The sequence below is a fragment of the Streptomyces sp. NBC_01214 genome (assembly GCF_026340975.1).
Taxonomy (GTDB): domain Bacteria; phylum Actinomycetota; class Actinomycetes; order Streptomycetales; family Streptomycetaceae; genus Streptomyces.
The window spans coordinates 1,690,262-1,716,813 of the sequence record NZ_JAPEOS010000003.1 but is presented as its reverse complement, the minus strand read 5'-3'; the positions used below and the strand labels follow the sequence as shown (position 1 = coordinate 1,716,813).

The window sequence follows — 26,552 nt, the reverse complement described above, 5'->3', positions numbered from 1 at the left end:
GTGCGTTGGTTCGGCCGCCGAGTTGGGGATGTTCAATCAGTCGGTCAGCGGCCCGTGCTACCGCTTGATGTCCCCGCCGGGTCGGCGGTTGGCGGGTGCGGGGCCGGCACGCCGGCCCTGGACTGGTCCGCCGTGGTCGACGACCTCATCGACCACGGCGTCGTCCACCTCATCCCCGTCGCCGACACCCACGCCTCCGCCGTGTGACCTACGCGCCTGCCGCAAACCGCGCGTCTGGAGGCGCAGTGTGAGTGCGGACCGCGGGCTCTCGCCGGGACGGCCCCGGAGGGGACGGTCACACCTGGTGGGCACTCCTCGACGCCCAACTCGGACCGAAGGAGCGCCTGGTGTAGGAGAGAGCGACGGGCCTGGCAGCCGCACTTCCCGGTCGAAGCCTGTGCTTGTTCACAGCTGGACGGCCAGCCAGATGGTCACGGCTGTGGCCACGATGAGTCCGGTGTTGAGTGCGATCCGGCGGTCTTGGCCGCTCATGTGGAGGGTGATCGCGCCGATTTGCAGGAGTGCGAAACCGATGGCCGCGGCCGGCGCGAGTGCCCTGGGGGCGGGCAGGGGTATGCGGGCGACCCAGGTCATCATCGGGCGGAGTTGATCGCGGCTGCGGATCACCTTCAGTGTGCCTGCGTAGAAGTAGAAGAGCGCGAGCAGTCCCCCGACGATCCAATAGACGATGTTCATCGTTCCCGTTCATGGTCCACCGCTTCATGGGGACCCGTCGATTGCGTTGTGTTGTCAGAAGAGCCCCGGCGAAGGCCGCCTTGCCTGAAAAGAGGGTGGCCGTGCCATGTGCTTGCGCCGGATGCACTGAAAGGTGCACGTCCGATTCTGAGGGGCCGGAGATCAGCAACGGTCTCCGGCTACCCGACCTCACCTACGACCGATGACTGAAGCGTGGCACTCGCACAATAAATCGAACACATGTTTCACTTGGAGGGTGAGACCATCCTTCCGATTCCCCGAGGATCTGATCACGCTCCAAAGGGCGTGGCAGCAGACCTACGCCGAGCTCGCGCAGGCCCCCGCCGGGGCCGGTACGACCGCGCTGCGGCGCCGGCTGATCACCCTCTCCGGGACCCTGTGCACCCATCCCTACTGGGCGGCCCCCACCGCCTGGCGGGCCGGCAGCGTCGAACTACGGCGCATCGCCCGCACCCGCACCTCCGCACCGGGGGACGGGGAAGCAGCGGCATGAACGAGCGGACCACCATCAAGCCCCGCCCGCAGGTCGCCATCTGAGCACCCAGCCAGACCGGCCCCTGCGCCCGGTGCCGCACGCTCTGTACCGGCCCGAAAAGGCTCTGAGCGTCTGCGCGAGACGTTAGGCCGGGGTGCGCAGTCCCGCCAGGAGCTGGTCGAGCGCCTGCTCCGTGGCCTGCGGGTCTCCGCCTCGCGCGATCCAGAGCGCCGCCTCGTTCATCGCCCCTGAGAGCAGCCGCGCCAGGGGCTCCACCGGCTGATCAGCGATGATCCCGGCTGCGGCAACCGCCGTCAGGGCCTCCGCGAGGTGCCGGGCGGAGGACTCCTCGTCGAGGGCCCGCCACTCATCCCAGCCCAGCACGGTCGGCGCGTCGACCAGCAGGATCTGCCGCACCGCCGGGTCGCTCCCCGCGGCCAGGAAGGCCCGGCAGCCGGCCCGGAGCTGCTCCCAGAGGTCCTCGTACTGCTCTGCTGCGGTCGCGACCTGTTCGCCCAGTTGCTGCTGGACCTCGGCGACCACCGCCCGGAAGAGCCCTGCTTTGCTGTCGAAGTGGTGGTATGCGGCTCCCTTGGTGACTCCGGCGGCCCGCGCCACCTCGGCCAGCACCACCTGGTGGTACCCGTCTGCGGCGAACCGGCGCCGCCCTTCGGCCAGCAGCGCCTGCCGCGTGGCCGCCCGCTGCTCCGCCCGGTTGATCGCCATCGCGCGCACCGCCCTTTCCATTTCGCATACCCGGGGTATGCTAACGCCACGGTTCACATACCCCGGGTATGCGAAATGGAACTGAAGGAACTGAGGGACCTCTGCCATGACGAACGAGCCCACGACCATGCCCACGACCAAGCTCGGCGGCTTCTACCCGGTGCTCGCCACCCGGGACGTGGCGGCCTCCCGCGACTTCTACACCCGCCACCTCGGGTTCAAGGTGACCTTCGAGTCGGACTGGTACGTCAGTCTGCGCCGCCCGGACGCCCCGCAGTACGAGCTGGCGCTCCTGGACCACGCCCACTCGACCGTCCCCGAGGGGCACCGGGTCGCGCTCCAGGGCGGCCTACTGCTGAACTTCGAGGTGGACGACGTGGACTCCGAGCACCAGCGGCTCGTGGCGAAGGCCGGCCTTCCCGAGGTACTGCCACTGCGTACGGAGGAGTTCGGCCAGCGCCACTTCATCTTCGCCGCCCCCGACGGTGTGCTGATCGACGTCATCACCATCGTCCCGCCCAGCGAGGAGTACGCCGCCCAGTACACCGACGCCTCATTCCCTGTGTCGACCTGATCCATCAGATAGTGCGGTCAACAGACCCTTCCATGTGCCGCTACGGGGTGGGCGGGAAGCGGATTCTCTGGGGCTACGGCTGTGGCACGAGGCAGCGGACGGAGCGTTTGTGCAGCTCGACGCGCGGATTGCGCACCGTAGTTGGTGCAACAGGTGTGGCGCTATCGCCGGTTCGGGTGAGTCGCTCCTTTGTCTGGTTGAGGGCGTGCCCCGAGCGCGGTGGCAGCAGCCGCGGCCGAGAGGACGGCGAGCAGGGTGAACAGGGCGGGGTATCCGCCGAGGGGTCCGGCCAGGACTGCGCCGGCGAAGGGAGCAAGGGCGGCTGCGGCGTGTGCGGGTGCTCCGAGGAGGCCGGAGAGTCGTCCGTAGTGGGTGGTGCCCCAGCGGTCGGTGACGGCGGTGGCCTGGAGGAGGGTGAGGTTGCCGCGGATCACCCCGGCGAGGACGGATACGGCGACGAGCAGGGCGTAGGGGCCGGCCACGGTGGCGAGGGCCGCGGTGGTGAGGGTGCCGAGGGCGATCAGAGTGACGGTGCGGGCGGTGACGCCGAGGTGGCGGGCCAGGGTCGCGTACAGGGTGCGGCCGAGGGTCTGGCCGGCGCCGCCGAGGCCGAGGGCCCATGCGGCCTGGGTGGTGGTGTAGCCGAGTTCGAGGAGGAGGGGGACGAGGCCGATGACGACGGCGTACATGGCGAACGCGGAGAGGGTGAAGGTGACGGCCAGCATCCAGAAGGCCCGGCTGCGTACGACCTGCTCGTGGCCGCTGGTGACGTGCGGCGGGCTCGGCGGGGCCGGCGGCCACGGAACTTTCAGCGCGATCGCGTGGGCCGGAACGGTCAGGACGGCGAGGATGCCGGCGAGGACTACGTATGTGGCACGCCAGGACATGTGGTCGGCGAGGATCGCGGTCAGGGGTGCGAAGACGGTGGAGGCGAGGCCGCCAGCGAGGGTGACGATCGTGAGTGCGCGGATGTGGTCGGGGGCCCACCAGCGGGTGAGGGCGGCGAAGGCGGGCTGGTAGAGGATGGCGGCCATGGCCGCTCCGGCGAGCAGCCATCCGGCGAAGAAGACGGCCAGGTTGGGGGCCGCGGCTATCACCAGCAGGCTCAGCGAACCCAGGACGGAGCCGGCGGTCATGACGGTGCGGGGGCCGCGGCGGTCCAGGACGCGGCCGACGCAGATCCCGGTTATGGCGGAGACGACGAGGGCGGCGGAGAACGCCGCGGTGGTTGCGCCCGCGCTCCAGCCGGTGTCGGCGGTGATGGCCGGGTTGAGGACGATGAAGGCGTAGTAGACGATGCCCCAGCTGGTGATCTGGGTGAGGCAGAGGGCGGGCAGGACGGCGCGTGGCCGCGACCGGACCCCCGTCCCGGCCGCGGCCACGCCGCTTTGAAGGTCGCTCACCTCAGCAGCCGCCAGAAGAAGCAGGAGCGGCGCCGATGGTGAGGGTGGCCGGGGCCGAGCAGCATCCGCCACCGTTCTCTTCCGCGGCTGCGGGCTCGTCGAAGAGGCCCGCGCCGCCGCACACCCCGGTTTCGGGGAGGGTGAGTTCGACGCGCTCGGCGGCTTCCTGGTCGCCTGCGAGGTGGGCGGCGATGGAGCGGACCTGCTCGTAGCCGGTCATCGCGAGGAAGGTGGGGGCGCGTCCGTAGGACTTCATGCCGACGAGGTAGACGTCCTTCTCGGGGTGGGAGAGCTCGTTCACGCCGTGGGGGTAGACGGTGCCGCAGGAATGCTGGTTGGGGTCGATCAGCGGGGCGAGCGCGGTCGGGGCCTGGAGGCGCTCGTCCAGGCCCAGGCGCAGCTCGCTCAGGAAGGACAGGTCGGGGCGGAAGCCGGTGAGGACGATGACCTCGTCCACCGGGTCGAGACGACGGCCGTCCTCACCGACCAGGATCACGCGGCCCTCCCCGTCACGCTCGAAGGCATCCGTGCGGAACCCGGTGACCGCGTCGGCGTAGCCATCGTCGACGGCCGCCTTGGCCGCCAGGCCGAGGGCGCCGCGGGCGGGGAGTTGGTCGGCCTCGCCGCCGCCGAACGTCGAGCCGGAGATCCCGCGGCGCAGGATCCACGTGGCGTGAGTCCCCTGGCCGTCCTCGGACTTCGCGAGATCGGCGAGGTAGGCCAGGGCGGTGAAGGCCGAGGCCCCGGAGCCGATGACGGCAGTGCGCTTGCCCGCGTAGCGGGCACGGACAGCGTGGTCCTTCAGGTCCGGGACCCGGTAGGCGATGCGGTCGGCGGCTGCCTTCTCACCGAGGGCGGCCAGTCCGCTGCCGCCGGCAGGGCTGGGGGTGGACCAGGTGCCGGAGGCGTCGATGACGGCGCGGGCGAAGACGCGGTGCTCGCGGCCGTCGGCAATCTCGTAGTGGACGACGAAGGGCTGGGAGTCGCGGTCGGCGTCGACGATGCGGTCGCGGCCGGTGCGGGAGACGCCGGTGACGCGCGCTCCGTAGCGGACCTGCTCGCCGAGTACGTCGGCCAGCGGCTGGAGGTAGTCCTCGGCCCAGTCCCCGCCGGAGGGGTAGGCGTCCTCGGCCGGCTTGACCCAGCCGGTCGGGGCCAGGAGCTTCTCGGCGGCCGGGTCGACGACCTCGCCCCAGCGGGAGAACAGCCGCACGTGAGCCCACTCGCGCACGGCGGCCCCGGCGAGCGATCCGGCTTCCAGGACGAGGGGCGTGATGTCGCGGTCGAGGAGGTGGGCGGCGGCCGCGAGTCCGGCGGGGCCGGCCCCGATGACGACGACGGGCAGCTCGGTGGTGGTCTCGCTCATGGCATGTCTCCGGGTCTTCGTGCAGGCGGGCGGGTGGGGACTTCGGATGGTCAGCAGCAGCCGGCGCCGGTGGCGACGGCCTCACTCTTGGCCTGCGGGGCGCAGCAGGTTCCTGCGGCTTCCGCGCCCTCGCTGGTGCCGCAGCAGGGTGAGGACTTGACGGGCGCCACTTCGGCGGCGGGTACGGGGGCGGTGCCGCAACAGGAGCCCGTCGTCGCGGCGCGGTTCGGGCTGGTGGGGCTGATCGGCTCGTTCATGACGACTCCCTTGTGTTTCGAAGTTTGTCTATGGCTTGCGTGATCAGCATGGCACTTGTATCGATAGACGTCAACATAGACATTCATCTAATTCCTAGGGGCTGCCGTGGAACACGCGAAAGCCGTCGTCATCGGGGGCGGGCAGTCGGGACTGGCCACTGCGCATGCGCTGGTCAGGGCGGGACTGAAGCCGGTGGCGCTGGAGGCGTCGGACCGGACGGCGGGGTCGTGGCCGCGCTATTACGACAGCCTGACCCTGTTCTCCCCTGCCCGGTTCAGCGCGCCGCCCGGCATGCCGTTCGGCGGGGATCCGGACCGCTACCCGCACCGGGACGAGGTCGTCGCCTACCTGACCGCGTATGCCGCCCGCCTGCGGGCGGACATCCGTACCGGCTTGCGGGTGGTCGCGGTCCGGGCCGACGGCGCCGGGTTCACGGTCGAAGTGGAGGGCGGTGGGCAGCTTTGGTCGCGGGCGGTGGTCGCCGCCTCGGGCAGCTTCGGTCGCCCGCACCGCCCTGACCTGCCGGGCCTGGAGGCCTTCGCAGGTCAGGTCCTGCACGCGGCCGACTACCGCGGCCCGGCTCCGTTCGCCGGGCAGCGCGTGGTGGTGGTCGGGGCGGGGAACTCCGCGGTGCAGATCGCCGCCGAGCTCGCCCGCGAAAGCCGCACGAGCCTGGCCACGCGGGCGCCGGTGAAGTTCGCCCGGCAGCACCCGTTGGGCAAGGACCTGCACTTCCGGCTCACCCGCACCGGCCTGGACACCGCCCCGCCAGGACGGCTGCTGAAGACTCCGCCCGCCCCGCCGGTCCTGGACGACGGCCGCTACCGCGCCGCCCTCGCTGTCGGCGCCCCCGACCGGCGCACGATGTTCACCCGGCTCACCGACGGCCGGGGCGCATGGGCCGACGGCACCGCGGAGCGGCTGGATGCGCTGATCCTCGCCACCGGCTACCGCCCCCATCTGCCCTACCTCGCCGGACTCTGCGGCGCCCTCGACCCGGCCGGACACCCCCACCACCGCGGCGGCGCCGCCCCGGCCCATCGGGGCCTGGCATTCGTCGGGCTGGAATGGCAGCGCAGCCCGTCCTCGAACACGCTGCGGGGGGGCGGCCGAGATGCCGCTCGGGCGGCCCGCCGCCTGGCCGCCCACCTGGCCCGCAGCCGACCCCCTGCCTTCTTAGTTCGATGTGTGTCAACATAGACGTATGTCGAATGTGAAGGTTCTGCCACTACTGGAGCCCGACGTCGTCGCGGCCTGCTGCCCGCCTCTGAACGAGCGCCCGATGTCGGCCGAGGAGGCCGAGGTCGCGGCGAAGATGTTCAAGGCCCTCGGTGACCCCGTGCGCCTGCGCCTGTTCTCCGCCGTCGCCTCCCACGAGGGCGGAGAGGCATGCGTGTGCGACATCTCCGACGTCGGGGTCTCCCAGCCCACCGTCTCCCACCACCTGAAGAAGCTCAAAGAGGCCGGGCTGCTGTCCTCCGAGCGCCGGGGCACGTGGGTGTACTACCGGGTCGAGCCGTCCGTGCTCGCCGCCATGGGCGCGCTGCTGGCCGGCGCCGCGAAGACCGCATGACCGCGGTGCGCATCGAGGCGCTGCTTGCCGAGCACGCCGAGCAGGTGCTGGACATCTACCAGTCGGGAATTGACGAGGGCAACGCGACCTTCGAGACGCAGGCCCCCGACTGGGCCGCGTTCGACAAGGCCAAGCTGCCCGACTACCGCTTCGTCGCCCTCGACGACGACGGCCGGGTGTCGGGCTGGGTCGCGGCGAGCGCCGTCTCGGACCGGTGCGCGTACGCGGGAGTGGTCGAGCACTCCGTCTACGTCCACCCCAAGGCACGCGGCCGCGGCGTCGCCCGCACCTTGCTGGACGCGCTGATCTCCTCGACCGAGACCGCGGGCATCTGGACCATCCAGTCCGGGATCTTCCCCGAGAACACCGCCAGCCTGGCCCTCCACGCACGCGCCGGGTTCCGGATCATCGGCACCCGGGAGCGCATCGGCCGCCATCACGGGGTCTGGCGCGACGTCGTGCTGCTGGAGCGCCGCAGTTCCGCGACGGGCTGAGGCACGGTACGCGGTTTCGGTGTCGGCGAGCGGGTGCACACTGCCCGGCATGAGCATCGACATCGCATGGGCCCGCGCCGAACTGGATCGCTTCCTGGAGCTGACCGAGCTGCGGCCGCTCAGCAATTCGCCCGGCGACCTCGCCTATACCTCGACGAGGAAGATCACCAGCGGTGCAGAGAAGGACGTCGTGGCCAGCGCCCAGGTGGTCGAACAGATCCTGGACCGCCTGCTGCCCAAGTGGCGGGACGAGGTGCCTGGCAACTCCCGGGTCAACCGCTGGCACCAGCACCGCGAAGCCGTTCACCGCGGGATCGTCGTCCTGGAACGCGACGCGGAGATACGCCGTGGCCTCGGTGACGACGCCCCGCAGGTGAGCGCCGGCACCATGCACCTGGGCCTGGGAGGGCGCGCGCCCCCTATGGCAGAGCGGCCACTTTCGGGAGGCGGTCACAGCGGCCGCACGAAAGATCAACGCCGAAGCGCAGAACAAGCTCGGCCGCAAGGACATCAGCGAGACCAGCCTGTTCAAGCAGGCCTTCTCCCAGGACCTCCCCAAGCCCGGCCAGCCGCGGCTCCGGCTCATGGGCGACGACGGCAGCGACACCTGCCACAGGGTGCACCGCGGAGCCATGGCCTTTGCGGAAGGCTGCTACGCGGCCATCCGCAACCCCAACAGCCACGAGGACGGACTGCCCGAACTCCCCGAGCACGAGGCGCTGGAGCACTTGGCGGCCTTCAGCGTTCTGGCCCGCTGGGTCGCCGGTGCCACCGTCATCACCTGAACCCCGGACCGCTTGGGTATGCCGGCGGTCATCGGGTGTCTGGCGCGACGGGCAGCGCTGCGGGGTATCGGTCCGAATGCGGAGTGAGGGCGGTCAGGGCGCCGGCGTCACCCTGTGGCCGGTGCTGCCGGGGGCTGTTCGGCTCGGTTGTGGTCGACCACCTCGCCGTCCTCGAAGGCGCGGTTCCACACGTCGCTGTAGATCTTCAGGTCCTCCGGCGGGATTTCGCTGCGGTGTGTGTTGCCTCTTCGGCTCCCGGCCCGTGGTCGATGTGCGCCGGCAGGGGCAGCGCGGGCGGGATGCGGCGTATGTGGGTGCCCTTGGGGGTGTCCACGACGAGCGTGAGCGTCTCGGGGTCACCGTCTTGGACGGGAAGCCACAGGAAGAGTGCTTGAGGGTTCGTCACACCGGCCATTAGATGCGCGATTCAGCCACCCTGTCTTGATATTTACCTGCATCAATGGCGCAGGAAGTCAGCGATGTCCCGGGCGGCCTCTCGCGCCGGGCGGCCGACGCCGATGAGGGTGGCGGATGCCGGGCCGGTCCAGTCGCCGTAGCCGAGGAGGTGCAGGCGGGGCTCGTCCGCGGCGCGGGTGCCGTCCAGGGCGATGCGGCCTCGGGTGCCGCGCAGGCGCAGGGAGGCGAAGGGGGCGAGGGCGGGGCGGAATCCGGTGCACCAGATGACCGCGTCCGCCTCGGCGCAGGTGCCGTCGGCCCACTCTGCCCCGGCCGCCGCGAGGCGGGCGAACATGGGTCTGGCGCTGAGGAGTCCAGTGTCGCGGGCGGCGCGTACGGACGGGACGGCGACGATGTCGCCGAGGGAGGCGACGCCGCCGGTGTCGGTGCGGCCTTCGTCGAGGGCGCGTCGGCGGGCGGTCGCCGCGTCGAAGAGGGCTCGGCCGTCGATGTCGTCGGCGAGGTAGCGGGGTGGGCGCTGGGTGACCCAGGTCAGGTCGATGCCGGCGTGGGCGAGGTCGGCGGCGATCTGGGCTCCGGAGTTGCCGCCCCCGACCACGATCACGCGCTGCCCGGCGAACTCGGACGGGCTGCGGTACTGCACGGTGTGCAGCTGGCGGCCCTGGTAGTCGCGCCGGCCGGGAACTGCCGGGAGGAAGGGGCGGGTCCAGGTGCCGGTGGCGCTGATGACCGCCCGCGCCGTCCACGATCCGGAGTCCGTCTCGACCCGCAGGTGGGGCCCGTCGCGGTGCACGCTCTCGACCCAGGTGCCTCGCTGGATGGGGAGTTCGTACCGCTTCTCGTAGTCGGTGAGGTAGTCGACGACGTGGGCGGCATCCGGGTAGGGCTCGCCCTCCTGGACGGGCATGAGCCGTCCGGGCAAGGAGGAGTACTGGGCGGGGGAGAAGAGGCGCAGGGAGTTCCAGGTGTGCTGCCAGGCTCCGCCGGGCGCCGCCTGGGCGTCGAGGATGACGTGCTCGATGCCCAGGCGGCGCAGGTGGTAGCTGGCGGCAAGCCCTGCTTGGCCGCCGCCGATCACCACCACGTCCGTGCGCTGCGTCATGCCGCAGGCGTTCCGTTGTCCGTCTTGCCGCGCATGAAGATGACCGCCACCAGGGCCAGGCCCACCACGGCGCCGACGAGTTGCATGCCGATGAAGCCGGGCACCGAGGCCGGGGCGATGCCCGCGAACGTGTCGGTGAAGGCGCGGCCGATGGTGACGGCAGGGTTGGCGAAGGAGGTGGAGGAGGTGAACCAGTACGCGGCGCCGATGTAGGAGGCCACCGCTACGGGGGCGAAGCGCAGGCGGTCCGTGCGCGCCAGGCCGAAGATCAGCAGGATCAGGCCGGCCGTCGCGACGACCTCGCCGAGGAGGAGGTTGCCGGCGGAGCGGTCGTGGGTGGACCACTTGACCAGGGGCTCGCCGAACATCGCGTCGGCCAGGATCGCGCCCGCGATGGCGCCGATCATCTGCGAGGGCACGTAGACGGCGACCTCGCGGGCGTTGACGCCGGCGCCGCCGCGGCGGGCGGTCCACCATTCGGCCAGGGTGACTACCGGGTTGAAGTGCGCGCCGGAGACCGGGCCGAGGAGCGCGATGAGGACGCCGAGGCCGAAGACGGTGGCGGTGGAGTTGGCCAGGAGCTGCAGGGCCACGTCCTGGGTGAGTTTCGTGGCCTGGATGCCCGAGCCGACGACGACCGCGACGAGCGCTGCCGTGCCGACCACCTCGGCGGCGGCGCGGGCGATCAGCGGGGTGCGGGGCGGGGTCGCGCCGGGGGCGCGCTGGGGCGCGTCGGCGGCTATGTCGCTCTCCGCTGCGGGGGCGGCGACGGGCTCGGTGGCGGTCAAGACGGGTTCTCCTCGGGCAGGTGAGGCAAAGCGCGGAAGGCTACGGGCAGGACCGCTTGAGGTTCGCTTCTGCGGTCGCTCGCGCGGTCTGGGCGAGGTCGGCGAACTGACCGGCGAGGGCTTCGATGACTTCCGGGCGCAGGCGGTAGTAGATGTACCTCCCGCATGGCTCCGTCTCCACGATGCCCGCCTCCCGCAGCACCTTCATGTGGTTGGAGAGGTTCGTCTGCTTCGCGCCCGTCTCCTCCACGAGGTGGGTGGTGCAGAGCGTCTCGCGGGCGAGCAGGGTCACGATCCGGAGCCTGAGCGGGTCGGCCAGAACCCGGATCAGATCAGTGTCGACTGACGTCATCATGGACTGATACTGTCACATCAGTTGGGGCTGACACCAGCCCGAGCTGATCCTATTGGCTCCTTTGAACAGGATCGCCATGCCCACGCCTTCCTCGCCCCTCCTGCCGGACGAACGTCTGGCCGCCGGGGCCGCCCGCCTCGCCACCCGATACGCAGGCCACTTCGCGCCGGAAACCGTGTTGGGCCTGCTCGCCGACTCCTACACGCGTCTCGCCGAGCAGGCACGGATCCGTACGCACCTGGTCGTGCTGGCGGAACGGCTCACCGCCGACCACCTCGACGCCCTCGCCCACACCCAGGGGCTGACGAGCGGACCGGCTCGGGTGCTGTTCGTGTGCAGTCAGAATGCCGGCCGCTCCCAGATGACCGCCGCCCTCCTGGCCCACCGCGCGGGCGAGCGGGTCACCGTCTCCTCCGCGGGCACCCACCCCGCAGGCGAGGTGGCGCCGCACATCGCCCAGTCCCTCACCGAGGCCGGCGTGGACCTGGCCGACGCCTGCCCCAAGCCGCTCACCGAAGAGGTCGTCCAGGCCGCCGACATCGTGATCACGATGGGCTGCGGCGACGCCTGCCCTGTGGCGCCGGGCCACCGCTACCTCGACTGGCCCGTGGCCGGCCCTGACGGAGCCCCGATCGCCGCCGTCCGCGACATCCGCGACAAAATAGACATCCGCATCACCGAGCTGCTCACCCAGCTCGCCCCCTGAAGCCCCCGCAGATCCCCACCGCAGTCGTCTCACCCCAAGGAAGAACAGATGTCCTCCGCTCCTGCCGCCTCCGTCCTGTTCGTCTGCATCCACAACGCGGGCCGCTCCCAGATGGCGGCCGGGTTCTTGCGCCACCTCGCGGGCGACCGCGTCGAGGTCCGCTCTGCCGGCTCCGTGCCCGGTGAGCAGATCAACCCCTCCGCCGTGGCCGCCATGGCCGAGCTGGGCATCGACATTTCCGACCAGAAGCCCAAGGTCCTCACCCCCGAGGCCGCCCAGGCGTCCGACTACATCATCACCATGGGCTGCGGCGACGCCTGCCCCTACTTCCCCGGCAAGACCTACCTCGACTGGCAGCTCGAGGACCCGGCCGGCCAGGGCGTCGAGGCCGTCCGCCCCATCCGCGACGAGATCAAGGGCCTCATCGAGGGCCTCATCGCCGAGATCGACGCCAAGTCGAAGGCCTGAGGCGCACGGACGTGACCGAGACGAACCCGACCACTGACGTACGCGACGTCATCGTCATAGGCTCCGGCCCCGCCGGATACACCGCCGCCCTCTACACCGCCCGCGCACAGCTGAAGCCCCTGCTGTTCGGCAGCTCCATCTTCGTCGGCGGCTCCCTGACCACGACCACCGAGGTGGAGAACTTCCCCGGCTTCCCCGACGGGATCGACGGCCCGGACCTCATGGTCAACATGCGGGCCCAGGCCGAGAAGTTCGGCGCCGAGATGATCGACGACGACATCGTCTCCGTGAACCTCACCGGCGACATCAAGGAAGTCACCGACTCCGAGGGCACCGTCCACCGCGCGAAGTCCGTGATCATCGCGACCGGCTCCGGCTACCGCAAGCTGGGCCTGCCCAAGGAGGACGAGCTCTCCGGCCGCGGGGTGTCCTGGTGCGCCACCTGCGACGGGTTCTTCTTCCGAGACCGTGACATCGTCGTGGTCGGCGGCGGCGACACCGCCATGGAAGAGGCCACCTTCCTCACCCGCTTCGCTCGCTCGGTCACCATCGTCCACCGCCGCTCCACCCTGCGCGCCTCCAAGGTTATGCAGAACCGGGCGTTCAGCGACGACAAGATCTCCTTCGCCTTCGACAGCGAAATCGCCGAGATCAAGGAAACGAACGGCATGCTCTCCGGCGTCGTCCTGCGAGACACCTTCACCGGAAAGCTTCGCGACCTGGACGTCACCGGCCTGTTCATCGCCATCGGACACGACCCGCGCACCGAACTGTTCACCGGACAAGTCGACCTCGACGACGAGAGCTACATCAAGGTCGCCTCGCCCTCGACCCGCACGAACATCCCGGGCGTCTTCGCCGCCGGCGACGTCGTCGACCACACCTACCGCCAAGCCATCACCGCAGCCGGCTCCGGCTGCACAGCGGCCCTCGACGCCGAGCGCTACCTCGCCGCCCTCAGCGACCAGGTACAGAACGCGGCCGAAGTCCTGGCCTGAACCGCCAGACCAGCCACGAAACCCGGGCACGGACCGCCTGCCGACAGGACGCGGCAGACCGTGCCCGGGTTCGCCCGTGTCGGGCGCGGTCGGGCTATCCGCGCTGGTTCAGGGCGCGGGTCAGGTCCCGGTTCGCGGCCCGCGCGGCGTCGAGTTCACCCTGGCATTCCTCCAGCGTCCGCTTCAGCTCGGTGTTGGCCTGTTTCAGCTGGGTGATCGTGCTCTGGAGCTCGCCCACGTCCGTGGGAGGGTCAAGTCCCGAAACATGCCACGCCTGTTCTCCCAGGTAGCGGGAGAGACGGCCCTCCAGCTGTTGGACGCGCGCTGACAGGCGGGAGGCGCGGGCATTGGCGTTGGCCAGGTCCGCCTGGAGAGAGGCACGGGTGACGGCGGGGACGCCTGCCGACCCAGGACCGGCGGGTTCCTGTTCGGCGCAGTGGAGGGCGTCCAGCAGGTCCCGGTGACGGTAGAGGAAAGTCCTGTCGACGCCGGCGGCCCGGGCGACTGCCGCGGCGGTCAGCGGTGCCCCGTCGCGCCGGGCCGTCCTGATGGCCGTCTGCACACGGGTGCGGCGGCGTTCGGTGTCGGCCTGGCGACCGTCGTTCATGGCGGTGGTCGGCTGGCGGGTCCTTGGGGGCGGACGTCGGGCAGTGGCTGGCCGACGCGGGGCATTCCGAGGTGCACGGTGCGGGAGCGGCGTACGAGGGTGACGGCCTGCTCGATCTGCGCGCGGTCCTCGGCGGTGAGCTGGTCGAGGTCGTTGGTGACGCGGTCGATGAGTCGGCGGACCCGGTTGATCTCCTCGTTGCTGGGCGTGGCCTGGGTGCGGGCCCAGTCGTCGGCTTCGAATGCGGACATCAGCCGTTCCCGGCTGCGCAGCAGGTCGGCGAGGTGGGCCTTCAGGTCGGGGAGGTGGGAGACGTCCGTGGAGAAGTGCTCGCAGCCCAGGCAACGGAGCCGCAGCGGGCAGGCGTGGCCGCCAGCGGCGACGTTGGACGGTTCGCGGCAGACCCCGTACGGGGTGGCGACCTCCCCGATCGCACGGCGGCCGTGCTCAGAGTCCAGCAGGCTCTGCGCCGCGCGCCAGACCCGGTTGCCGTGCCGGTCGAACTGGAGCGCGGTGACCCGGTCGACGGCTTCGCGGCGCCGCTCGGCGCCGATGCGGTAGTAGCCCTGGGTGGTGGTGATCACCCGGTGGTCCATCAGTTCCTTGAGGACGTCCGGCGGTACCCCGGCGTCGGCGTGCCGCTGGGCGTAGCAGTGCCGGTAGGCGTAGGTGAAGATGCGGGCCTTGTCGAACGGCACCAGGTGCGTCACCTGGGCGCCGGCCTCCACGGCGATGACCGGAACGGTGAGGTCGGGAAGGGAGTCCACCCACTTTCGGTGGCTGCCGGCGATGTCGCTGACCGGCTTGGTGCCCTCGGGGTTGGTCTTCGACCTCGGCAGCAGCTTCAGACGGGCCGGTGCGACATTGGGGAAGCGGGCCCTGACGCGTTGCTGTTGGCGTCGGATCACGTCCGCGGTCTCGCCGCCGATGGGCAGTCGGCGGCCGAGCCGGTACGCCTTGTGGTTGTCGTAGATCAGGACGGGTGACCCGTCGGGATCGGTTTCCGGGCAGTCCAGCTTGAGGGTGTAGATCTCGTCGGGGACGAGGAGTTCGGTCGCCACACGGACCTCGGTGGTGCTCATCTCCTCCAGCAGGTCGAGGTTCGCGCACAGGACACGCATCACCTCCTCGGGCAGGTCACGGCCGGCCTCGGTGTGTTCCGGCTCGTCGGGCATGTCCTCGGGCCAGAGCGCGAAGTCGACAGGCATGCCCTCCAGCAGGCCGCCCGGCCCGGCCAGGCCCAGGGTGCGAACCCGCAGCAGGACCCGGCGAACGAAGCGGGTGAACGCCAGACGCCGGGAGGCGCTCATCTTCCCGCTCGCGGTCAGGTGTCCCATGCGGTTGGTGAACGCGACGATGTCGCCCCGACCCCACCCGGCCGGTTCTTCCCCGCGATCGGGGCGTTGCAGACGCAGGCTCTCGGAGAGCATCGCCACCGCGGCCACGACCGCGCGGGCGTGGTGGACGGCGTTCTTGTTCCGTCGGCGCGGCAGATCGTCGTAGACCCAGACCTTCATCGCCTTCCGCAGCGCCGACGGCGTGATCGCGGTGAACGGCACCGTGCTCGTGTGCCCGAACACGGCCATGTCCCACACGTCCTTGACCCGTTCCGTCTCCGGCGTGCTGTTCAACCGGACGAGCGCGATCTGGGCGGCACGGATCATCGTGGCTTGCTCACGGCCGAACCCCACGGCCTCCGGGTCGGTTACTCGCACCAGGCTGGCGGCCTGCAGGACGCGCAGCCGGTCGTAGAGCGGCCGCAGGCACTCGGGCCGCAGCTTGTAGCCCTTCTCGACCCGGGACCACAACGCGTACAACGCTTCGGCGACCAGCAGATCCGGCAGCCCCCGCAGACTCACCTCCCGCGTGGAGGAGACTGCCCTCTCCGTCCGCCGCCACCACGCCTCGTCGAAGCCGGGTTCCTGACGGACCACGCGCAGGCGCTGCGTGTGGGTCTTGCAGTACGGATGCCGGCGGCCGACCCGGTCCAGGTAGCAGGCGGCGATCAGGCACGGGCCGAACCCGGCAAGGCCCACGACCCGCGGGTGGGACAAGAACTCCTCCAGCCCGATCCCGCCCAGCGCCTGTGTCCGCTGGAGGCGACGCGCCGCGCACAGCATGGCGATGGCGCTGTCCCGGGGCCGCTCGCACCGGGCAACACCACGCGGTTGCTGCCCCGCCCCCGTGGAAAAGGCCTTCGGCATCCGGCGGAAATCCTCCAACGGCATGCAGGTCTTGCGCCACCGCTCCACGCAGCCCCGGCACATCGGATGGGTGAAGACCGTGATGGCCAGCGGGCAGTTCGGCACCGGGCAGTCCGCCAGCCCGATCACCGGATGCACCCGGATCGAGGGCGCCAACGATCTCCTCAAAGCGCCCCTCACCCATTGGGGCCTCGATCGCCGGCCACACGGGCACCGACTCGACCGTCACCGGCTCTCCTCCCGCCCTGTGCCAGCCCGCGGCGTCGGGACCCGCTCGACAGCCGCCCGCACCCGGCCCAAATCAGGAAACCGGTACGGCCCCGACGAGTCCGGGCTCCGCTGCCCGAGCAGCGCCTGCACCTCGTCCGGCGTACCGCCCGCGTCCGCGACGTTCGACCCGAACGCCCTCCGCGCCATGTGCGGACCCACCCGCCGGCCCAGCCCCGCCCGCTCTCCGAGCCGCGCGAACAGCTCCCCGATCGCCTCCGGCGACATCGGCGCCCCAAGCGGCGCACGGAACAGGTTCACCAGCAGCAGGTCACTGCCACCGTCCCCCTGCAGACGGTGCCGCTCCTCGTAGTACAGGTCGAACGCGGACACCGTCAGGAAGTCCAGCGGCGCCACCCACGAATGCCGCGACATCGACCAGACACCGTTGCAGTTCTCCCGCCGCCGCACATGCACGTGCGCCCCCGGGTACTCGCAGCCCAGCCCCCGCGAGTCCGGCAGCAGGTGCACATCGCTACGCCGGAGCCCGGCGGCCTGCCCGCGCCGCAGGCCCACCCGGCCGAGCAGCAGCACGGTCAGACGGTCCCGCGCGCTACGGCACGCGACGAACATCGCCACCAGCTCGGTGTCGGCCGCCCGGTCCACGTCGACGACCGGCTCCCGCAGGCGGTGAACCGGCCGCATCCGGTAGAACAGGCCCCCGTCCTCGCCCGTGGCCTCCGCCGGCAGATCCCGGCTGTCGGCGAGCTCGTAAATCTGCCCCAGCACCCCACGCGGTGCCTCACCAGCAGTGACCGCGTACGACAACAGCCCCCGCACCGCGACCAGCACCCGGTTGATCCGCCGTTCTCCCCGCACCGGCGCCGCCCCCGGACCGGGCTGCGCCACCGGCACCACCCCGTCCCCGGCAGCCGGGGTGTACTTCAGCCAGACCATGAACAGGCCCAGATCCCGGCCCGCCTCGGGCCACTGCCGATCCGTCGCCCTGCACCACCCCAGGTACAGGGCGACCCCGCCGGCGTACGACTTCGTCGTCAGCTCGGCCAGGTCCCGGCCGAACCGAAGGTTCCGCAGCCAGTGATCGGCGACGGGGACGACCTCCAGGTCGTCATCAAGGACCGTCCAGTACCTCTGCCCGGACGGCATCACCACGGGAAACGCCCGCATCAGCAACTCCTGCATCGAGTCGTGCAACAACCCGCCGCAGAGCCACACCCCCCGAGAACGAGTCCCAGGAGCTCAACGAACCGACTTCACCCCACGTCACACCACAGCCCATCCACCCCAAGAGAAACCCCCTGTGCAAGCAGTGCCAGCAGGCCCGGCAGGAACGGCCGGCCCGCCCCTGACCGTGTCCGACCCTTCCTCGGCGGCCCCGCTCACTCTGGCCCTCCCCGACGGGCAGGCCATCGAGCAGGTACGGCTCCACCAGCGTGGATGGAGCACGGCCTTCACTGTCGCCGACATGGTCAACCAGTGGGCATGGCTGGTACGAGAAGTCGAGCGCGGCTACACGGACGTAGTCGAGGAGTACAGCAACGACCTCTACTGCAGGAACTGGCTCCACGAGGCGTGGTTGCTGCTGGACGACCGCACCGTATTGGTGTGGACGCAGAGGATTCGGGAGCTGGACAAACGGTTCTGCGCCGCGACGGTCGATGACGACGGCATAGCCATGGCACAGTGCCACGGGTCATTCTCCCCGGAGATGTGGTGGTGGCGGCGACACCCCCGCATCCTCGCCGCGAACCTGGGCCAAGCACTCCAATCCGCAGGCGCCATCGGTACCGAGCTGGACACCCCATGACGCAAATGCAGGTTTCATCCACCAGTGAGCCTTCAAAGCTCATGTTGAGGTCGGTGGGCGGCGCCCTGCTCACAGACGTTCCAGCAGCCCAAGCTACGGCCGGCCTGAGGGGCAAGTCGGTGCCCGTGCGGCCTGGAGTCAGGAAACCTTCGGGCGTCCGGCTGCCTTGGGCCGCCGTACTCGTCGGGCACCGATGGCCCGGGAGTGATGCTGCGTCAGCCGAGCGCACGGTCGAGGTTGAAAGCGGCGCTGATCAGTGAGAGGTGGGTGAAGGCTTGGGGGAAGTTGCCCAGTTGTTCGCCGGTCGGGCCGATCTCCTCTGCGAACAGGCCGAGGTGGTTGGCGTAGGTGAGCATCTTCTCGAAGGCGAGCCTGGCCTCCTCCAGCCGGCCTGCGCGGGCCAGTGACTCCACGTACCAGAAGGAGCAGATCGAGAAGGTGCCCTCGGGGCCGCGCAGGCCGTCCGGGCTTGCGGTCGGGTCGTAGCGGTACACCAGCGAGTCGGAGACCAGGTCCGTGGTGAGCGCGTTTAGGGTGGAGAGCCACTTGGGGTCGGTGGGCGAGACGAACTTGGCCATCGGCATCATCAGCAGCGAGGCGTCCAGCACGTGGTCGTCCAGTCCCTGGACGAACGCCCCTCGCTCGGCCGACCAGCCACGCCGCATGATCTGTCGGTAGATCGCGTCCCGGGATTCCCGCCAGCGGGTCAGGTCCGCCGGCAGACCGCGGCGGTTCGCCATGCGCATCGCGCGCTCCAGTGCCACCCAGCACATCAGACGCGAGTACACGAAGTTCCGCCGGCCCGCTCTGGTCTCCCACACGCCCTCGTCGGGCTGGTCCCAGTGCTCGCACAGCCAGTCCACCACGGCACCGACCTCGTCCCAGCGGTCACTGCTGATCGGCTGCCCCCACTTGTCGTAGAGGTAGATCGAGTCGATCAGCGCACCGTAGATGTCCAGCTGGAGCTGTCCGGTGGCGGCGTTGCCCACCCGCACCGGTGCGGAGCCGAGGTATCCCTCCAGGTGCGGCAGCTCATATTCGGGCAGGTCGGTGCGTCCGTCGATGCCGTACATGATCTGCAACGGGCCGGTCTCCCCCGTGCCCCGCAGGATGCCCCGCTCGGAGATGAACCCCATGAACGCCTCGGCCTCCGAGGTGAATCCCAGGCGCAGCATCGCGTAGACGCAGAAGGCGGCGTCGCGGACCCAGACATAGCGGTAGTCCCAGTTGCGTCCGCCGCCGATCTGCTCGGGCAGGCTGGTGGTGGGTGCGGCAACGATCGCACCGGTCGGCGCGTAGGTGAGCAGTTTCAGCACCAGCGCGGAGCGGTTCACCATCTCCCGCCACCGCCCGTGATAGCGGGAACCGGCGAGCCAGTGGCGCCAGAACCGGACGGTCGCCTCGGCCTGCTCCTGCGCCTCGGCGCGCGGGCACGCCCGGGGCGGGACGCCGTCGCCGATCTGGTCGAGGGCGAACACGTGGGACTCGCCCTCGAGGAGCTTGAAGTGCGACCACACGTCCAGGCCGTCGGCTTCCAGCGGTGCGGTGGCGGTCAGCGCGAGCGCCAGTGACGGCGAGCGGAACACCGCCGTATGGCCTTCGAGGTGCGTGGTGTGCGTTTCGGCGCCGTAACCGAAGCGGGGTGCGATCCGCGCCCTGAACGGAATGGTTCCGCGGACGCAGACCACCCGTCGGATCAGCCGGTGCCGGGCCGCCTCGCGCGACTCGTCGACCACGGGCATGAAGTCCTGGATCTCCGCCACCCCGTCCGCGGCAAAGAACCGTGTGATCAGCACGTTCGTGTCGGGGAAGTAGAACTGCCTGGTGCGCGTCGGGACCTCGGCGGCCAACTCGAACGAGCCGCCCCGGTCGGCGTCGAGGATGGCCCCGAAGACACTGGGCGCATCGAAGCGCGGGCAGCAGTACCAGTCGATGGTGCCGTTCGTGCCGACCAGAGCGGTCGTACGAAGATCGCCGATCAGGCCGTGCTCGGAGATCGGGATGTAACGGCCGCCGTCCGCCTGCTCGAAACCAGTCGTGTCGAACGCCATACCAGCCTCCTGCCGCTATGGGCCGGGCCAGGAGATGAAGCCTCGCTCTTCATGCTAGACCGCTACTCGTGGCAGGATTCCGGCGAGCCGTGCGGACAAACTCGGCAGCCAGCTCGCTCCGGGCCACGCTAGCTCCCCTTGCTCCGAGGGCAGTGCTGAGCGCCTGCACCAACGGCTCGGCCCTGACGCCCCGCGGTGGGAACCGTGTCAGGACCAACCATGTTGCAGCCCCTGGAACTCCAGTGTCGGCCATTGCAGCCCCGGCCTGGACCACGTCGAGCAGCATAGTTGGCCGTCTCGATCGGGCAGTCTCGATCGAGCGGTACGCGGGCGCGGAGCTGCTGGAGCGGCGGCGTACGGCTGACCGCGGCCGGACGGGGCGTGATGCGTCGCGCGGCGGTCGTGCTCGACGAGATCGACGCCGCCGTCCGCGAGCTGTCCGGCCTGCCGGAGGCGGGTGACACCGTGCGCCTCGGCTGGTTCCCCAGCGCGGGTACGCCCCTGGTGCCGCACGCCCCTCGCCGCGCTGTGGCACAGCGATCCCCACGTGCACGTCGGCAGCCGCGAAGGCACCGCTCCGGCGCTGTGCCGGGCCTGTGGCCGGGCAGCATCGACCCCGCATTGCTGGTGTCGATGCTGCCCTTCCGCACGCCGGACGAGGAATCGCCCCCCCGTTGACGTGGGAGACGGTCACCGAACGCGCGCTGTGTCTCGTCGTGCCGTCGGCGCATCCGGTGGCCCGCGGGGTGTTCGTCGACGTGGCCGACCGGCAGCAGTGGATCGGCGGTTCGATGTCGGGCGCGGACCGTTGCTGGGGGTGTGGCCGGGCTCGCCGAACGGCCCGAAATCGTACACACGGCCAGGGACTGGCTGGCGAAACTGCCTCTTGTGGCCGCAGGTTGCGGCCTGACCACCGCGCCCTTGGCATTGACCTTGACCTTGACCTTGGTCGCCGCGGCGCCGCCCGGCGTACGCGTCCTCCCAGTGCAAAGGCCCCGGTCTCCGTGAGGAGGCCGGGGCCTTGATCGAGCGCTGGGCAGGCCTTGCACCTGCATTCCCCCACGGGAAGTGGGATGTCTTTCCTTGGACCACCAACGCCAGGCTCCACAACCGTCATCGACGGCCGCGAGCGCAAGATCCAATATACAGCAGGAACCGTGCGCCCCTCCCCCGGTCAGCCGGCCGGACGCCCCCGCCCGGTCGACTGCCGCGGAGAGGGCCCGTCTGAGGCAGCCGGAGGACCGCCGCCCCGTTGGTGGAGGACCGCCACCCCGTTGGTGTCGATGCGGCACCCCGTTGGTGTCGGTGCGGAACATCGAGCTGTCGTTCTGTCCCACGCCGAACGCCTCCATCCGTCCTGTGCCATCGCAACGACGACCGGCCGCCTCCGCATGCACACCACGAATTGGCCATCCGGGAGGGGGTTGGTCAGTCGGTGTCGCCCAGGTCCAGGCGGTCGCCGAGGCCGGCTGCGGTGAAGGCCGCGATCAGCTGGTCACGGCCTTCGGTGAAGTGGGCCCAGCTGTCGTAGTGGACGGGGACGACCCGGCGGGCGCCGAGGATCTCGGCGGCTTCGGCGGCCTGGGCGCTGTCCAGGACGAGCGGTTCGCCGTCGAAGAGGACGGGGATGCGGGGAGCGCCGGCGAACAGGATGGCGGTGTCTATGGGGGCGTAGCGTGCGGCGATCTCCTTGACCAGGTCGAGGGAGGCGTTGTCGCCGCTGACGTAGATGGTGGGCAGTCCTTCGCCGGTCAGGACGAAGCCGACGACCTGCCCGGCGATCGGCTCGATCTCCTCGCGCGGTCCGGGGCCGTGGATGGCGGGTACGCCGGTGACGGTGACGGTGCCGCCGTCGGGGCGGTCGAGCTCGATGGACTCCCAGTCGGCCAGGCCCCTCGCGTTGACTCCCAGGCGCTGTCCGCCGCCGGGGGTGGTGAGGGTGAGGGGGACGTCGGCGAGCAGGGCCCGGCCGGAGGTGTCGAGGTTGTCGGCGTGCTCGTCGTGGGAGAGCAGGACCACGTCGATGCGGCCCAGGTCATCGGGGGTGCCGTTGGAGGGTGCGGTCTTGACCAGGAGCGGGGCGCCCGACCTCCGGTAGTCGCCGGGAGCGTCGAAGGTCGGGTCGGTCAGGAACCGCAGACCGCCGTACTCGAGAAGGGCGGTAGGGCCGCCGAAGACGCGGACGGGGAACTGTTCGGGGGTGGTGCTGGTGGCAGTCACGAAACACGCGCCTCACGGATAGGTGATAGTTCATCCGTGAGTGACGATAGGCGGTTCTCATGGATGAACACAAGCCTTAACGTGAGCATCATGGAAAATGTGGGGTTGTACCATGAGGGTCATGGACGAGATCGCGACCCCCGAACCGCCCCCCGCGCCGGGCGCCGAGCAGTACCCCGCCCTCGACCTCGCCAACAGCTGCGTCACCCTGCCCGGCGGACACTCCGTCGACCTCCTCGCCACCCCCGCCGCCGCCGAACAGTGGCTCGTTGACCGGGGTCTCGCCCCCGCCGACACCGGGCTGATCGAGACGTGCGCCAGCCGGCTCCGCTCCCTGCGCGAACAGATCCGCGCCCTGCTCGCCGCCCATGCCGCCGGGCTGCCAGCCCCAGCCGCCGCGCTGACCGCCGTCAACGACGCCCTCACGCGAGCCCCCGCCGCCTCCCTCCTCCACTGGGACCCGGACCGCGGCCTGTACCGCGAGGCAGCCCACCCCGTCACCCAGATCGTCGAGCACGCCCTCGCCGTCCTCGCCGCCAACGCCGCCGACCTGCTCACCGGACCCGACGCCGAGCGCCTCACCGCCTGCCGCTCCGCCCCCTGCAGCCGCTACCTCCTGCGCCACGGACGGCGCCACTGGTGCTCCACCCGCTGCGGCGACCGCGCCCGCGCGGCCCGCGCCTACGCCCGCCGCACCCAGACCAAAACAGACTGACCCACGTCAGCGACCACACCCGCGGCATCCTTGGCACGTCGCCCCTCACACGGATCGCCATCCGCCCACCACACACCCGAGGTCAGCAGCCCCTGATGTGGGCGGCGTTCCACCGTGACCTGGGGTTGTCCCCAGCACGGACGAGACACTGCGCCTTCTGGACAACCTCCTCGACTGCGTCACCGAACCACGCCTGAAACTCATCAGCGCAGACGAGGCGCGGGCGTTGATGGGGCTCCTCAGACTGCTCGATGACGTCACCCGGAGCGAGGAGATCCGCCGGGCCGCCGGCAAGATGTGGTTCCGGATCGGCTCCCACCTCGCCTGCCCCTCCCCCGGCACCGGGCCGGCTGCGGATACGGCGCGGGCGCGTCACGAAGGCCCGCTTCGGTGGCGGGCTGGAGGCTGCTGACCGGGGCGGTGCCCGGCGACGTCTGACGGCTGCCGGACCTGCCCACAGCCAGCAGCGCCACGGGGCTGAGAGCGGCCCCTCCTGGTGCGGCTCCCCGCACTCGCTGTCCCACCTTCTTGCGGGTGGGGTCTCCAGTTGACGCACCGGGTCGGGGAGGAGCCCGACCCGGACAGAGGCACGGGCCGCTCTCCTGTGCTCCTGTCAACACCGGGTGGAACGGGGGGCCATCGTCCGGCGAGTGTCTGCACGCGGTCCATCAGGGCGTCGGCGATGTCGGCGAACTCGCTTCGGGCGACGGACTGGAGCATCTCGCGCAAGGGCGGCCAGTTCCCCGATCCGGCCCGCCGGCAGGTCGAGGATGTCGCCGAACCGGGCCCGAACGCAGGCCGCGACCTCGGGGACGCGCAGGCCGTAGACGTGGAGCAGGCCCGCGTCGAACCCGACGGGCACGCCGTCCCCGCGTTCCCCACCATGCCCCTCAACGGCTGGCCGGTGAGGGTGGCCCAGTGCGGATCGGCGTGTCCCGTCACGCGCTCGACCCGGCCCGGGACGTCGATGCCGAGTTCCAGCGGGAACGACCGTACGGCCAACTCGCTCTCAGCACTTGGGAGAACACTCTCGCACTTAGGCATTCCGGCGGGCGGGCGTGCGGCAGGGGCGGGCGGACACTCGGAGAGCGAACCGTGTAGGGCTCTTGCCTTGGCATGACGTTCAACGCGGGGCCGATGCTCAACCGCTGCCCGTGCGCGGAGCCGGTGGCCGCATGAGCGTGGCCATGGCGTACACGCTGTCTACGGGCTTCAGTAGCGCGTCCGGAGCTGTAACGGGATGCCGGGGCCTCACTGCCCGCTGCGCTCTGGACCTCGGCAAGGTTCCGTACTCCTGATCCAGGCTCCACCCGCGTAACAGGGCCCGTGCCGACCTTCTCACGGAGCCTGCCCGATGACTCCCATGGAAACCAGGACCTCAACGGGCAGCAGCAGCCCGCCGCCCCCGTTGCGCGTTCTGGCCCCGATCAACCCCGCGAACGCACCTTCTCCCGTGAACGCCGGGGCTCCTCCCAAGCCAGGCTCCACTTCTCCTGACACGCGCAGCCAATCCCCGGTCCGGCCTGCGACCTCGAGTCGGCACGAGAACCGCCCCAACTCGGTGTGCGCGCTCACCACCAGCCGGGTGCCGGTCGGCAGACGCCCAGCGAGGACCAGCGGCCGGGCCGGGAAGAGAACGGGCTCCGCCAGGCTCAGCGCCGCAAGGGGCCGAAACTTCTGGTGCTCCCCGAGCCCTGGAACGGGCCTGGCGGCGGCCAGCCCGGCCATGACCCTCCGCGCACCGGCGTCGACCATGAAGGTGTCTCCAGGCTTCGCCGCCTCTTCGGATTCCACCAGGCTCGTCGCGATCACGGTGTCACCGTCGAGCAGCAAGCCATTACCGAGGTGCCGCTCACCGCTCGCGTCCCACAGCCGGACGCTGATCGACGCGACGAAGTCTTCATCCACCTCCCAGCCATCCCCGGGTCCCAGCTGCACCACACGCCCCTCCGCATGAGCGAGCTGGCGCTCCAGCCGCTCGCACCGCTGCTCCGCCTGCCGGTGCAGCTCCCGCACCCGCGCCAGCTCCGCGTTCAACTCGTGGATCTCTTCGCGCAGCTCGGCGTACTCGCCCGCCGCCCCATCGGCAGGGTCCGACGCCTGCACCGGACCCGATTCCAACTCCCGGTAGCGCAGCTGGAGATCGCGCAGGCGGTCCTCACAGTCCTGGAGGGTGCCCTCCAGCCAGCGTTCCCGAGCCATCGCCCGCCTCGACTCCCGGTCGGCATCGGCCAGCCGCCGCTCCAACAGCTGCACCCTGTGTCCGGGTGAGCCGCCTGCCTGGAGCGCAGCGCTGTGCAGCGAACGGAGCATCCCGAGAGTTTCTTCGGTCGGTACGGTGCCCCGCTCCTCGGCAACGTCGTGCAGCAGGTTGCGCACGAAGTCCCACGGCGGGAGGCGGCGCCCGCTGAGGTAACGGGAGACGGTGGCGGAGTCGTACGCACGACGTGCCGCATAGCGGCGGGTCGAGATCCGCAGACCCGCGAAGAGGGCCCGCAACGCCTCCGCGAGCGCGCCCGTCTCGGGCGAAAGCCCGTCGTCGATCGGTTTCAGCTCGCCCACCGTAGCCAGCTCCCCGTCCCGAAGTGTCGTCCGCTGCCGTCCGTCCGGCAGCACCGCTGCGCCTGCCGCAGCACCCCTCCACTGCGTGAGTCTGGAGGCATTCCTCGAGCGGCGCCACCGTCCACCACGAATGGAGACTGCTCAATGCCCGATCCCACCAAGCGCGGTCAGGATCTGATCATCTTCCTCGCCGTGCTCGCCACGGGCGCGGCCCTGGTGCTGCGCGGCACGACACCGGAGTCGCTGGCGACGATCGCCGTCGCCGTGTCCAGCCTCTACGCCGCCTGGCGGGGCGGCGGCCCGCCTCCCCGCCCTCCCGCTGACTGACCCCCTGTCCCCGTCCGGGCTGCGGGGCGGCCCCAACCTATTGGTCGACAGTGAAGACGGCCGCGCGACCGTTCTGCGCCGCGGTGCGGTAGAAGTTCTTGAGCCCCGGTAGGAAGCCCTGGGTGTAGGCGATGTCCTCTGCGTCGCCTACACCCTGGTAGGAGTCGAACGTCAGCGTGACAAAACGGTTGCTCAGCCACTGCTCGTCCAGGGGTTCCAGGGCTACCGCAACCTCGCGGACCTGGTCCGCGGCGACGTAGCAGACGATGTAGTCGCCCTCGTGCAGGAGTCTCCCTCCGAGGATGACGTGCGACAAGGGGTACTCGCCGTTCTCGAAGGCGAGATCACCGTCGGTGAAGCAGCGGTGCAAGGCGTCCCAGGACTTGTCGAGTTCGAAGAGATGGTCCCTGTCCCAACCCTCCTCGACCTCTTCGACCACGGCGATGACCTCGTCATCACCCCGGCAGGCCAGGATGCGTTCAGCCTCCAGCGCGTCCAGGGCGAAAAGCACCCCGCGAGCCCCCATCGTGTCCCCCCACCGCAGAAGATTCAGTCAAGCGTGATCCAAGCACACGACGCCCGGTCGGACGCGTGCACGTCCCGCCACCGCCCGGGCGGGCGGCCCA

General features: G+C 70.6%; 28 protein-coding genes and 2 pseudogenes. 14 read left to right on the top strand and 16 right to left on the bottom strand.

Annotated features, from left to right (window positions below):
- The first annotated feature begins 54 nt into the window (after positions 1-54).
- Positions 55-207 carry a hypothetical protein gene (locus OG594_RS44200; protein WP_266608190.1) on the top strand — a complete coding sequence of 51 codons (153 nt, stop codon included), beginning with the start codon at positions 55-57 and terminating at the stop codon, positions 205-207.
- A 198-nt stretch (positions 208-405) separates the two neighbouring features.
- On the opposite strand, the gene OG594_RS44195 is transcribed toward OG594_RS44200, so the two are convergent.
- The gene (locus tag OG594_RS44195) at positions 406-696 is read right to left on the bottom strand and encodes a DoxX family protein (RefSeq protein ID WP_266608188.1); all 291 of its coding nucleotides are present in this window, start codon (positions 694-696) and stop codon (positions 406-408) included.
- A gap of 256 nt (positions 697-952) precedes the next feature.
- On the opposite strand from OG594_RS44195, the gene OG594_RS44190 reads away from it, so the two are divergent.
- A complete protein-coding gene (locus OG594_RS44190; RefSeq protein ID WP_266608186.1) occupies positions 953-1,210 on the top strand; it encodes a hypothetical protein in 258 nt (85 codons plus the stop codon).
- Positions 1,211-1,336: 126 nt separating this feature from the next.
- Here OG594_RS44190 and OG594_RS44185 read toward each other — a convergent pair whose 3' ends face one another.
- Complete coding sequence (locus OG594_RS44185; protein WP_266608877.1) at positions 1,337-1,918, bottom strand: TetR/AcrR family transcriptional regulator; 582 nt, start codon at positions 1,916-1,918, stop codon at positions 1,337-1,339.
- A 106-nt stretch (positions 1,919-2,024) separates the two neighbouring features.
- Between OG594_RS44185 and OG594_RS44180 the strand changes: the two genes are divergently transcribed.
- Positions 2,025-2,492, top strand: a complete 468-nt coding sequence (locus OG594_RS44180; protein WP_266608184.1) for a VOC family protein — start codon at positions 2,025-2,027, stop codon at positions 2,490-2,492.
- Between the two features lie 161 nt (positions 2,493-2,653).
- Here OG594_RS44180 and OG594_RS44175 read toward each other — a convergent pair whose 3' ends face one another.
- The 3 genes from OG594_RS44175 to OG594_RS44165 are packed head-to-tail and all read right to left on the bottom strand — an operon-like array spanning position 2,654 to position 5,518.
- On the bottom strand, positions 2,654-3,895 hold the full coding sequence (locus OG594_RS44175; RefSeq protein WP_266608182.1) for an MFS transporter: 1,242 nt from the start codon (positions 3,893-3,895) through the stop codon (positions 2,654-2,656).
- A 1-nt stretch (position 3,896) separates the two neighbouring features.
- Complete coding sequence (locus tag OG594_RS44170) at positions 3,897-5,261, bottom strand: NAD(P)-binding domain-containing protein (protein WP_266608180.1); 1,365 nt, start codon at positions 5,259-5,261, stop codon at positions 3,897-3,899.
- Between the two features lie 50 nt (positions 5,262-5,311).
- Positions 5,312-5,518: a hypothetical protein gene (locus tag OG594_RS44165; protein ID WP_266608179.1), complete on the bottom strand. Its 207-nt coding sequence runs from the start codon at positions 5,516-5,518 to the stop codon at positions 5,312-5,314.
- 106 nt (positions 5,519-5,624) lie between these two features.
- Here OG594_RS44165 and OG594_RS44160 point away from each other — a divergent pair, with 106 nt between their 5' ends.
- The 4 genes and pseudogenes from OG594_RS44160 to OG594_RS44145 all read left to right on the top strand — a co-directional run.
- Positions 5,625-6,719, top strand: coding sequence for an NAD(P)/FAD-dependent oxidoreductase (locus OG594_RS44160; RefSeq protein WP_266608178.1), 1,095 nt, complete (start codon positions 5,625-5,627; stop codon positions 6,717-6,719).
- Between the two features lie 4 nt (positions 6,720-6,723).
- Entirely contained in the window at positions 6,724-7,092 is a 369-nt protein-coding gene (locus OG594_RS44155; protein WP_030724816.1) for a helix-turn-helix transcriptional regulator, read from the top strand.
- Complete coding sequence (locus tag OG594_RS44150) at positions 7,089-7,586, top strand: GNAT family N-acetyltransferase (RefSeq protein WP_266608177.1); 498 nt, start codon at positions 7,089-7,091, stop codon at positions 7,584-7,586. Before OG594_RS44155 ends, OG594_RS44150 begins: the two co-directional genes overlap by 4 nt.
- 407 nt (positions 7,587-7,993) lie before the next feature.
- Positions 7,994-8,371, top strand: a pseudogene (locus OG594_RS44145) (TIGR02391 family protein); the annotation flags it as partial.
- Between the two features lie 205 nt (positions 8,372-8,576).
- On the opposite strand, the gene OG594_RS44140 reads toward OG594_RS44145, so the two are convergent.
- From OG594_RS44140 to OG594_RS44125, 4 genes are read right to left on the bottom strand one after another with little or no spacing between them, the layout of a single operon-like run.
- A complete protein-coding gene (locus OG594_RS44140) occupies positions 8,577-8,777 on the bottom strand; it encodes a hypothetical protein (RefSeq protein ID WP_266608176.1) in 201 nt (66 codons plus the stop codon).
- A gap of 51 nt (positions 8,778-8,828) precedes the next feature.
- Positions 8,829-9,890, bottom strand: coding sequence for an ArsO family NAD(P)H-dependent flavin-containing monooxygenase (locus OG594_RS44135; protein ID WP_266608175.1), 1,062 nt, complete (start codon positions 9,888-9,890; stop codon positions 8,829-8,831).
- Entirely contained in the window at positions 9,887-10,678 is a 792-nt protein-coding gene (locus OG594_RS44130; protein WP_266608174.1) for an MIP/aquaporin family protein, read from the bottom strand. Before OG594_RS44130 ends, OG594_RS44135 begins: the two co-directional genes overlap by 4 nt.
- 40 nt (positions 10,679-10,718) lie before the next feature.
- Positions 10,719-11,033: a helix-turn-helix transcriptional regulator gene (locus tag OG594_RS44125; RefSeq protein ID WP_266608173.1), complete on the bottom strand. Its 315-nt coding sequence runs from the start codon at positions 11,031-11,033 to the stop codon at positions 10,719-10,721.
- Positions 11,034-11,109: 76 nt separating this feature from the next.
- Here OG594_RS44125 and OG594_RS44120 point away from each other — a divergent pair, with 76 nt between their 5' ends.
- The 3 genes from OG594_RS44120 to trxB are packed head-to-tail and all read left to right on the top strand — an operon-like array spanning position 11,110 to position 13,205.
- The gene (locus OG594_RS44120) at positions 11,110-11,739 is read left to right on the top strand and encodes a low molecular weight phosphatase family protein (RefSeq protein WP_266608172.1); all 630 of its coding nucleotides are present in this window, start codon (positions 11,110-11,112) and stop codon (positions 11,737-11,739) included.
- 48 nt (positions 11,740-11,787) lie between these two features.
- On the top strand, positions 11,788-12,207 hold the full coding sequence (locus tag OG594_RS44115) for an arsenate reductase ArsC (protein ID WP_266608171.1): 420 nt from the start codon (positions 11,788-11,790) through the stop codon (positions 12,205-12,207).
- Positions 12,208-12,218: 11 nt separating this feature from the next.
- The gene (gene trxB, locus OG594_RS44110) at positions 12,219-13,205 is read left to right on the top strand and encodes a thioredoxin-disulfide reductase (protein ID WP_266608170.1); all 987 of its coding nucleotides are present in this window, start codon (positions 12,219-12,221) and stop codon (positions 13,203-13,205) included.
- Between the two features lie 94 nt (positions 13,206-13,299).
- On the opposite strand, the gene OG594_RS44105 is transcribed toward trxB, so the two are convergent.
- The 3 genes from OG594_RS44105 to OG594_RS44095 form a co-directional block, all read right to left on the bottom strand.
- Positions 13,300-13,812, bottom strand: coding sequence for a DUF6262 family protein (locus OG594_RS44105; protein WP_266608169.1), 513 nt, complete (start codon positions 13,810-13,812; stop codon positions 13,300-13,302).
- On the bottom strand, positions 13,809-16,172 hold the full coding sequence (locus tag OG594_RS44100) for a hypothetical protein (RefSeq protein ID WP_266608168.1): 2,364 nt from the start codon (positions 16,170-16,172) through the stop codon (positions 13,809-13,811). The genes OG594_RS44105 and OG594_RS44100 overlap by 4 nt, the downstream gene beginning before the upstream one ends.
- Before the next feature lie 69 nt (positions 16,173-16,241).
- On the bottom strand, positions 16,242-17,411 hold the full coding sequence (locus OG594_RS44095) for a site-specific integrase (RefSeq protein WP_266608167.1): 1,170 nt from the start codon (positions 17,409-17,411) through the stop codon (positions 16,242-16,244).
- Positions 17,412-17,595: 184 nt separating this feature from the next.
- On the opposite strand from OG594_RS44095, the gene OG594_RS44090 reads away from it, so the two are divergent.
- Positions 17,596-18,051, top strand: a complete 456-nt coding sequence (locus OG594_RS44090) for a hypothetical protein (RefSeq protein ID WP_266608166.1) — start codon at positions 17,596-17,598, stop codon at positions 18,049-18,051.
- 215 nt (positions 18,052-18,266) lie between these two features.
- On the opposite strand, the gene OG594_RS44085 is transcribed toward OG594_RS44090, so the two are convergent.
- Complete coding sequence (locus OG594_RS44085) at positions 18,267-20,102, bottom strand: glycoside hydrolase family 15 protein (RefSeq protein ID WP_266608165.1); 1,836 nt, start codon at positions 20,100-20,102, stop codon at positions 18,267-18,269.
- Positions 20,103-20,284: 182 nt separating this feature from the next.
- Here OG594_RS44085 and OG594_RS44080 point away from each other — a divergent pair.
- Positions 20,285-21,092: pseudogene (locus OG594_RS44080) on the top strand (LysR substrate-binding domain-containing protein); the annotation flags it as partial.
- Positions 21,093-21,530: 438 nt separating this feature from the next.
- Here the strand turns inward: OG594_RS44080 and OG594_RS44075 are convergent.
- Positions 21,531-22,322, bottom strand: coding sequence for an MBL fold metallo-hydrolase (locus OG594_RS44075; protein WP_266608164.1), 792 nt, complete (start codon positions 22,320-22,322; stop codon positions 21,531-21,533).
- Between the two features lie 112 nt (positions 22,323-22,434).
- Here OG594_RS44075 and OG594_RS44070 point away from each other — a divergent pair, with 112 nt between their 5' ends.
- A complete protein-coding gene (locus OG594_RS44070; protein ID WP_266608163.1) occupies positions 22,435-23,037 on the top strand; it encodes an ABATE domain-containing protein in 603 nt (200 codons plus the stop codon).
- Between the two features lie 1,338 nt (positions 23,038-24,375).
- Here the strand turns inward: OG594_RS44070 and OG594_RS44065 are convergent.
- Positions 24,376-25,599 (bottom strand): hypothetical protein, encoded by a 1,224-nt coding sequence (locus OG594_RS44065; RefSeq protein ID WP_266608162.1) that lies wholly within the window; start codon positions 25,597-25,599, stop codon positions 24,376-24,378.
- Positions 25,600-25,743: 144 nt separating this feature from the next.
- On the opposite strand from OG594_RS44065, the gene OG594_RS44060 reads away from it, so the two are divergent.
- Positions 25,744-25,926: a hypothetical protein gene (locus tag OG594_RS44060; protein ID WP_266608160.1), complete on the top strand. Its 183-nt coding sequence runs from the start codon at positions 25,744-25,746 to the stop codon at positions 25,924-25,926.
- Between the two features lie 37 nt (positions 25,927-25,963).
- Here the strand turns inward: OG594_RS44060 and OG594_RS44055 are convergent, their stop codons facing one another.
- On the bottom strand, positions 25,964-26,452 hold the full coding sequence (locus OG594_RS44055) for a DUF1877 family protein (protein ID WP_266608159.1): 489 nt from the start codon (positions 26,450-26,452) through the stop codon (positions 25,964-25,966).
- Positions 26,453-26,552 lie beyond the last annotated feature (100 nt).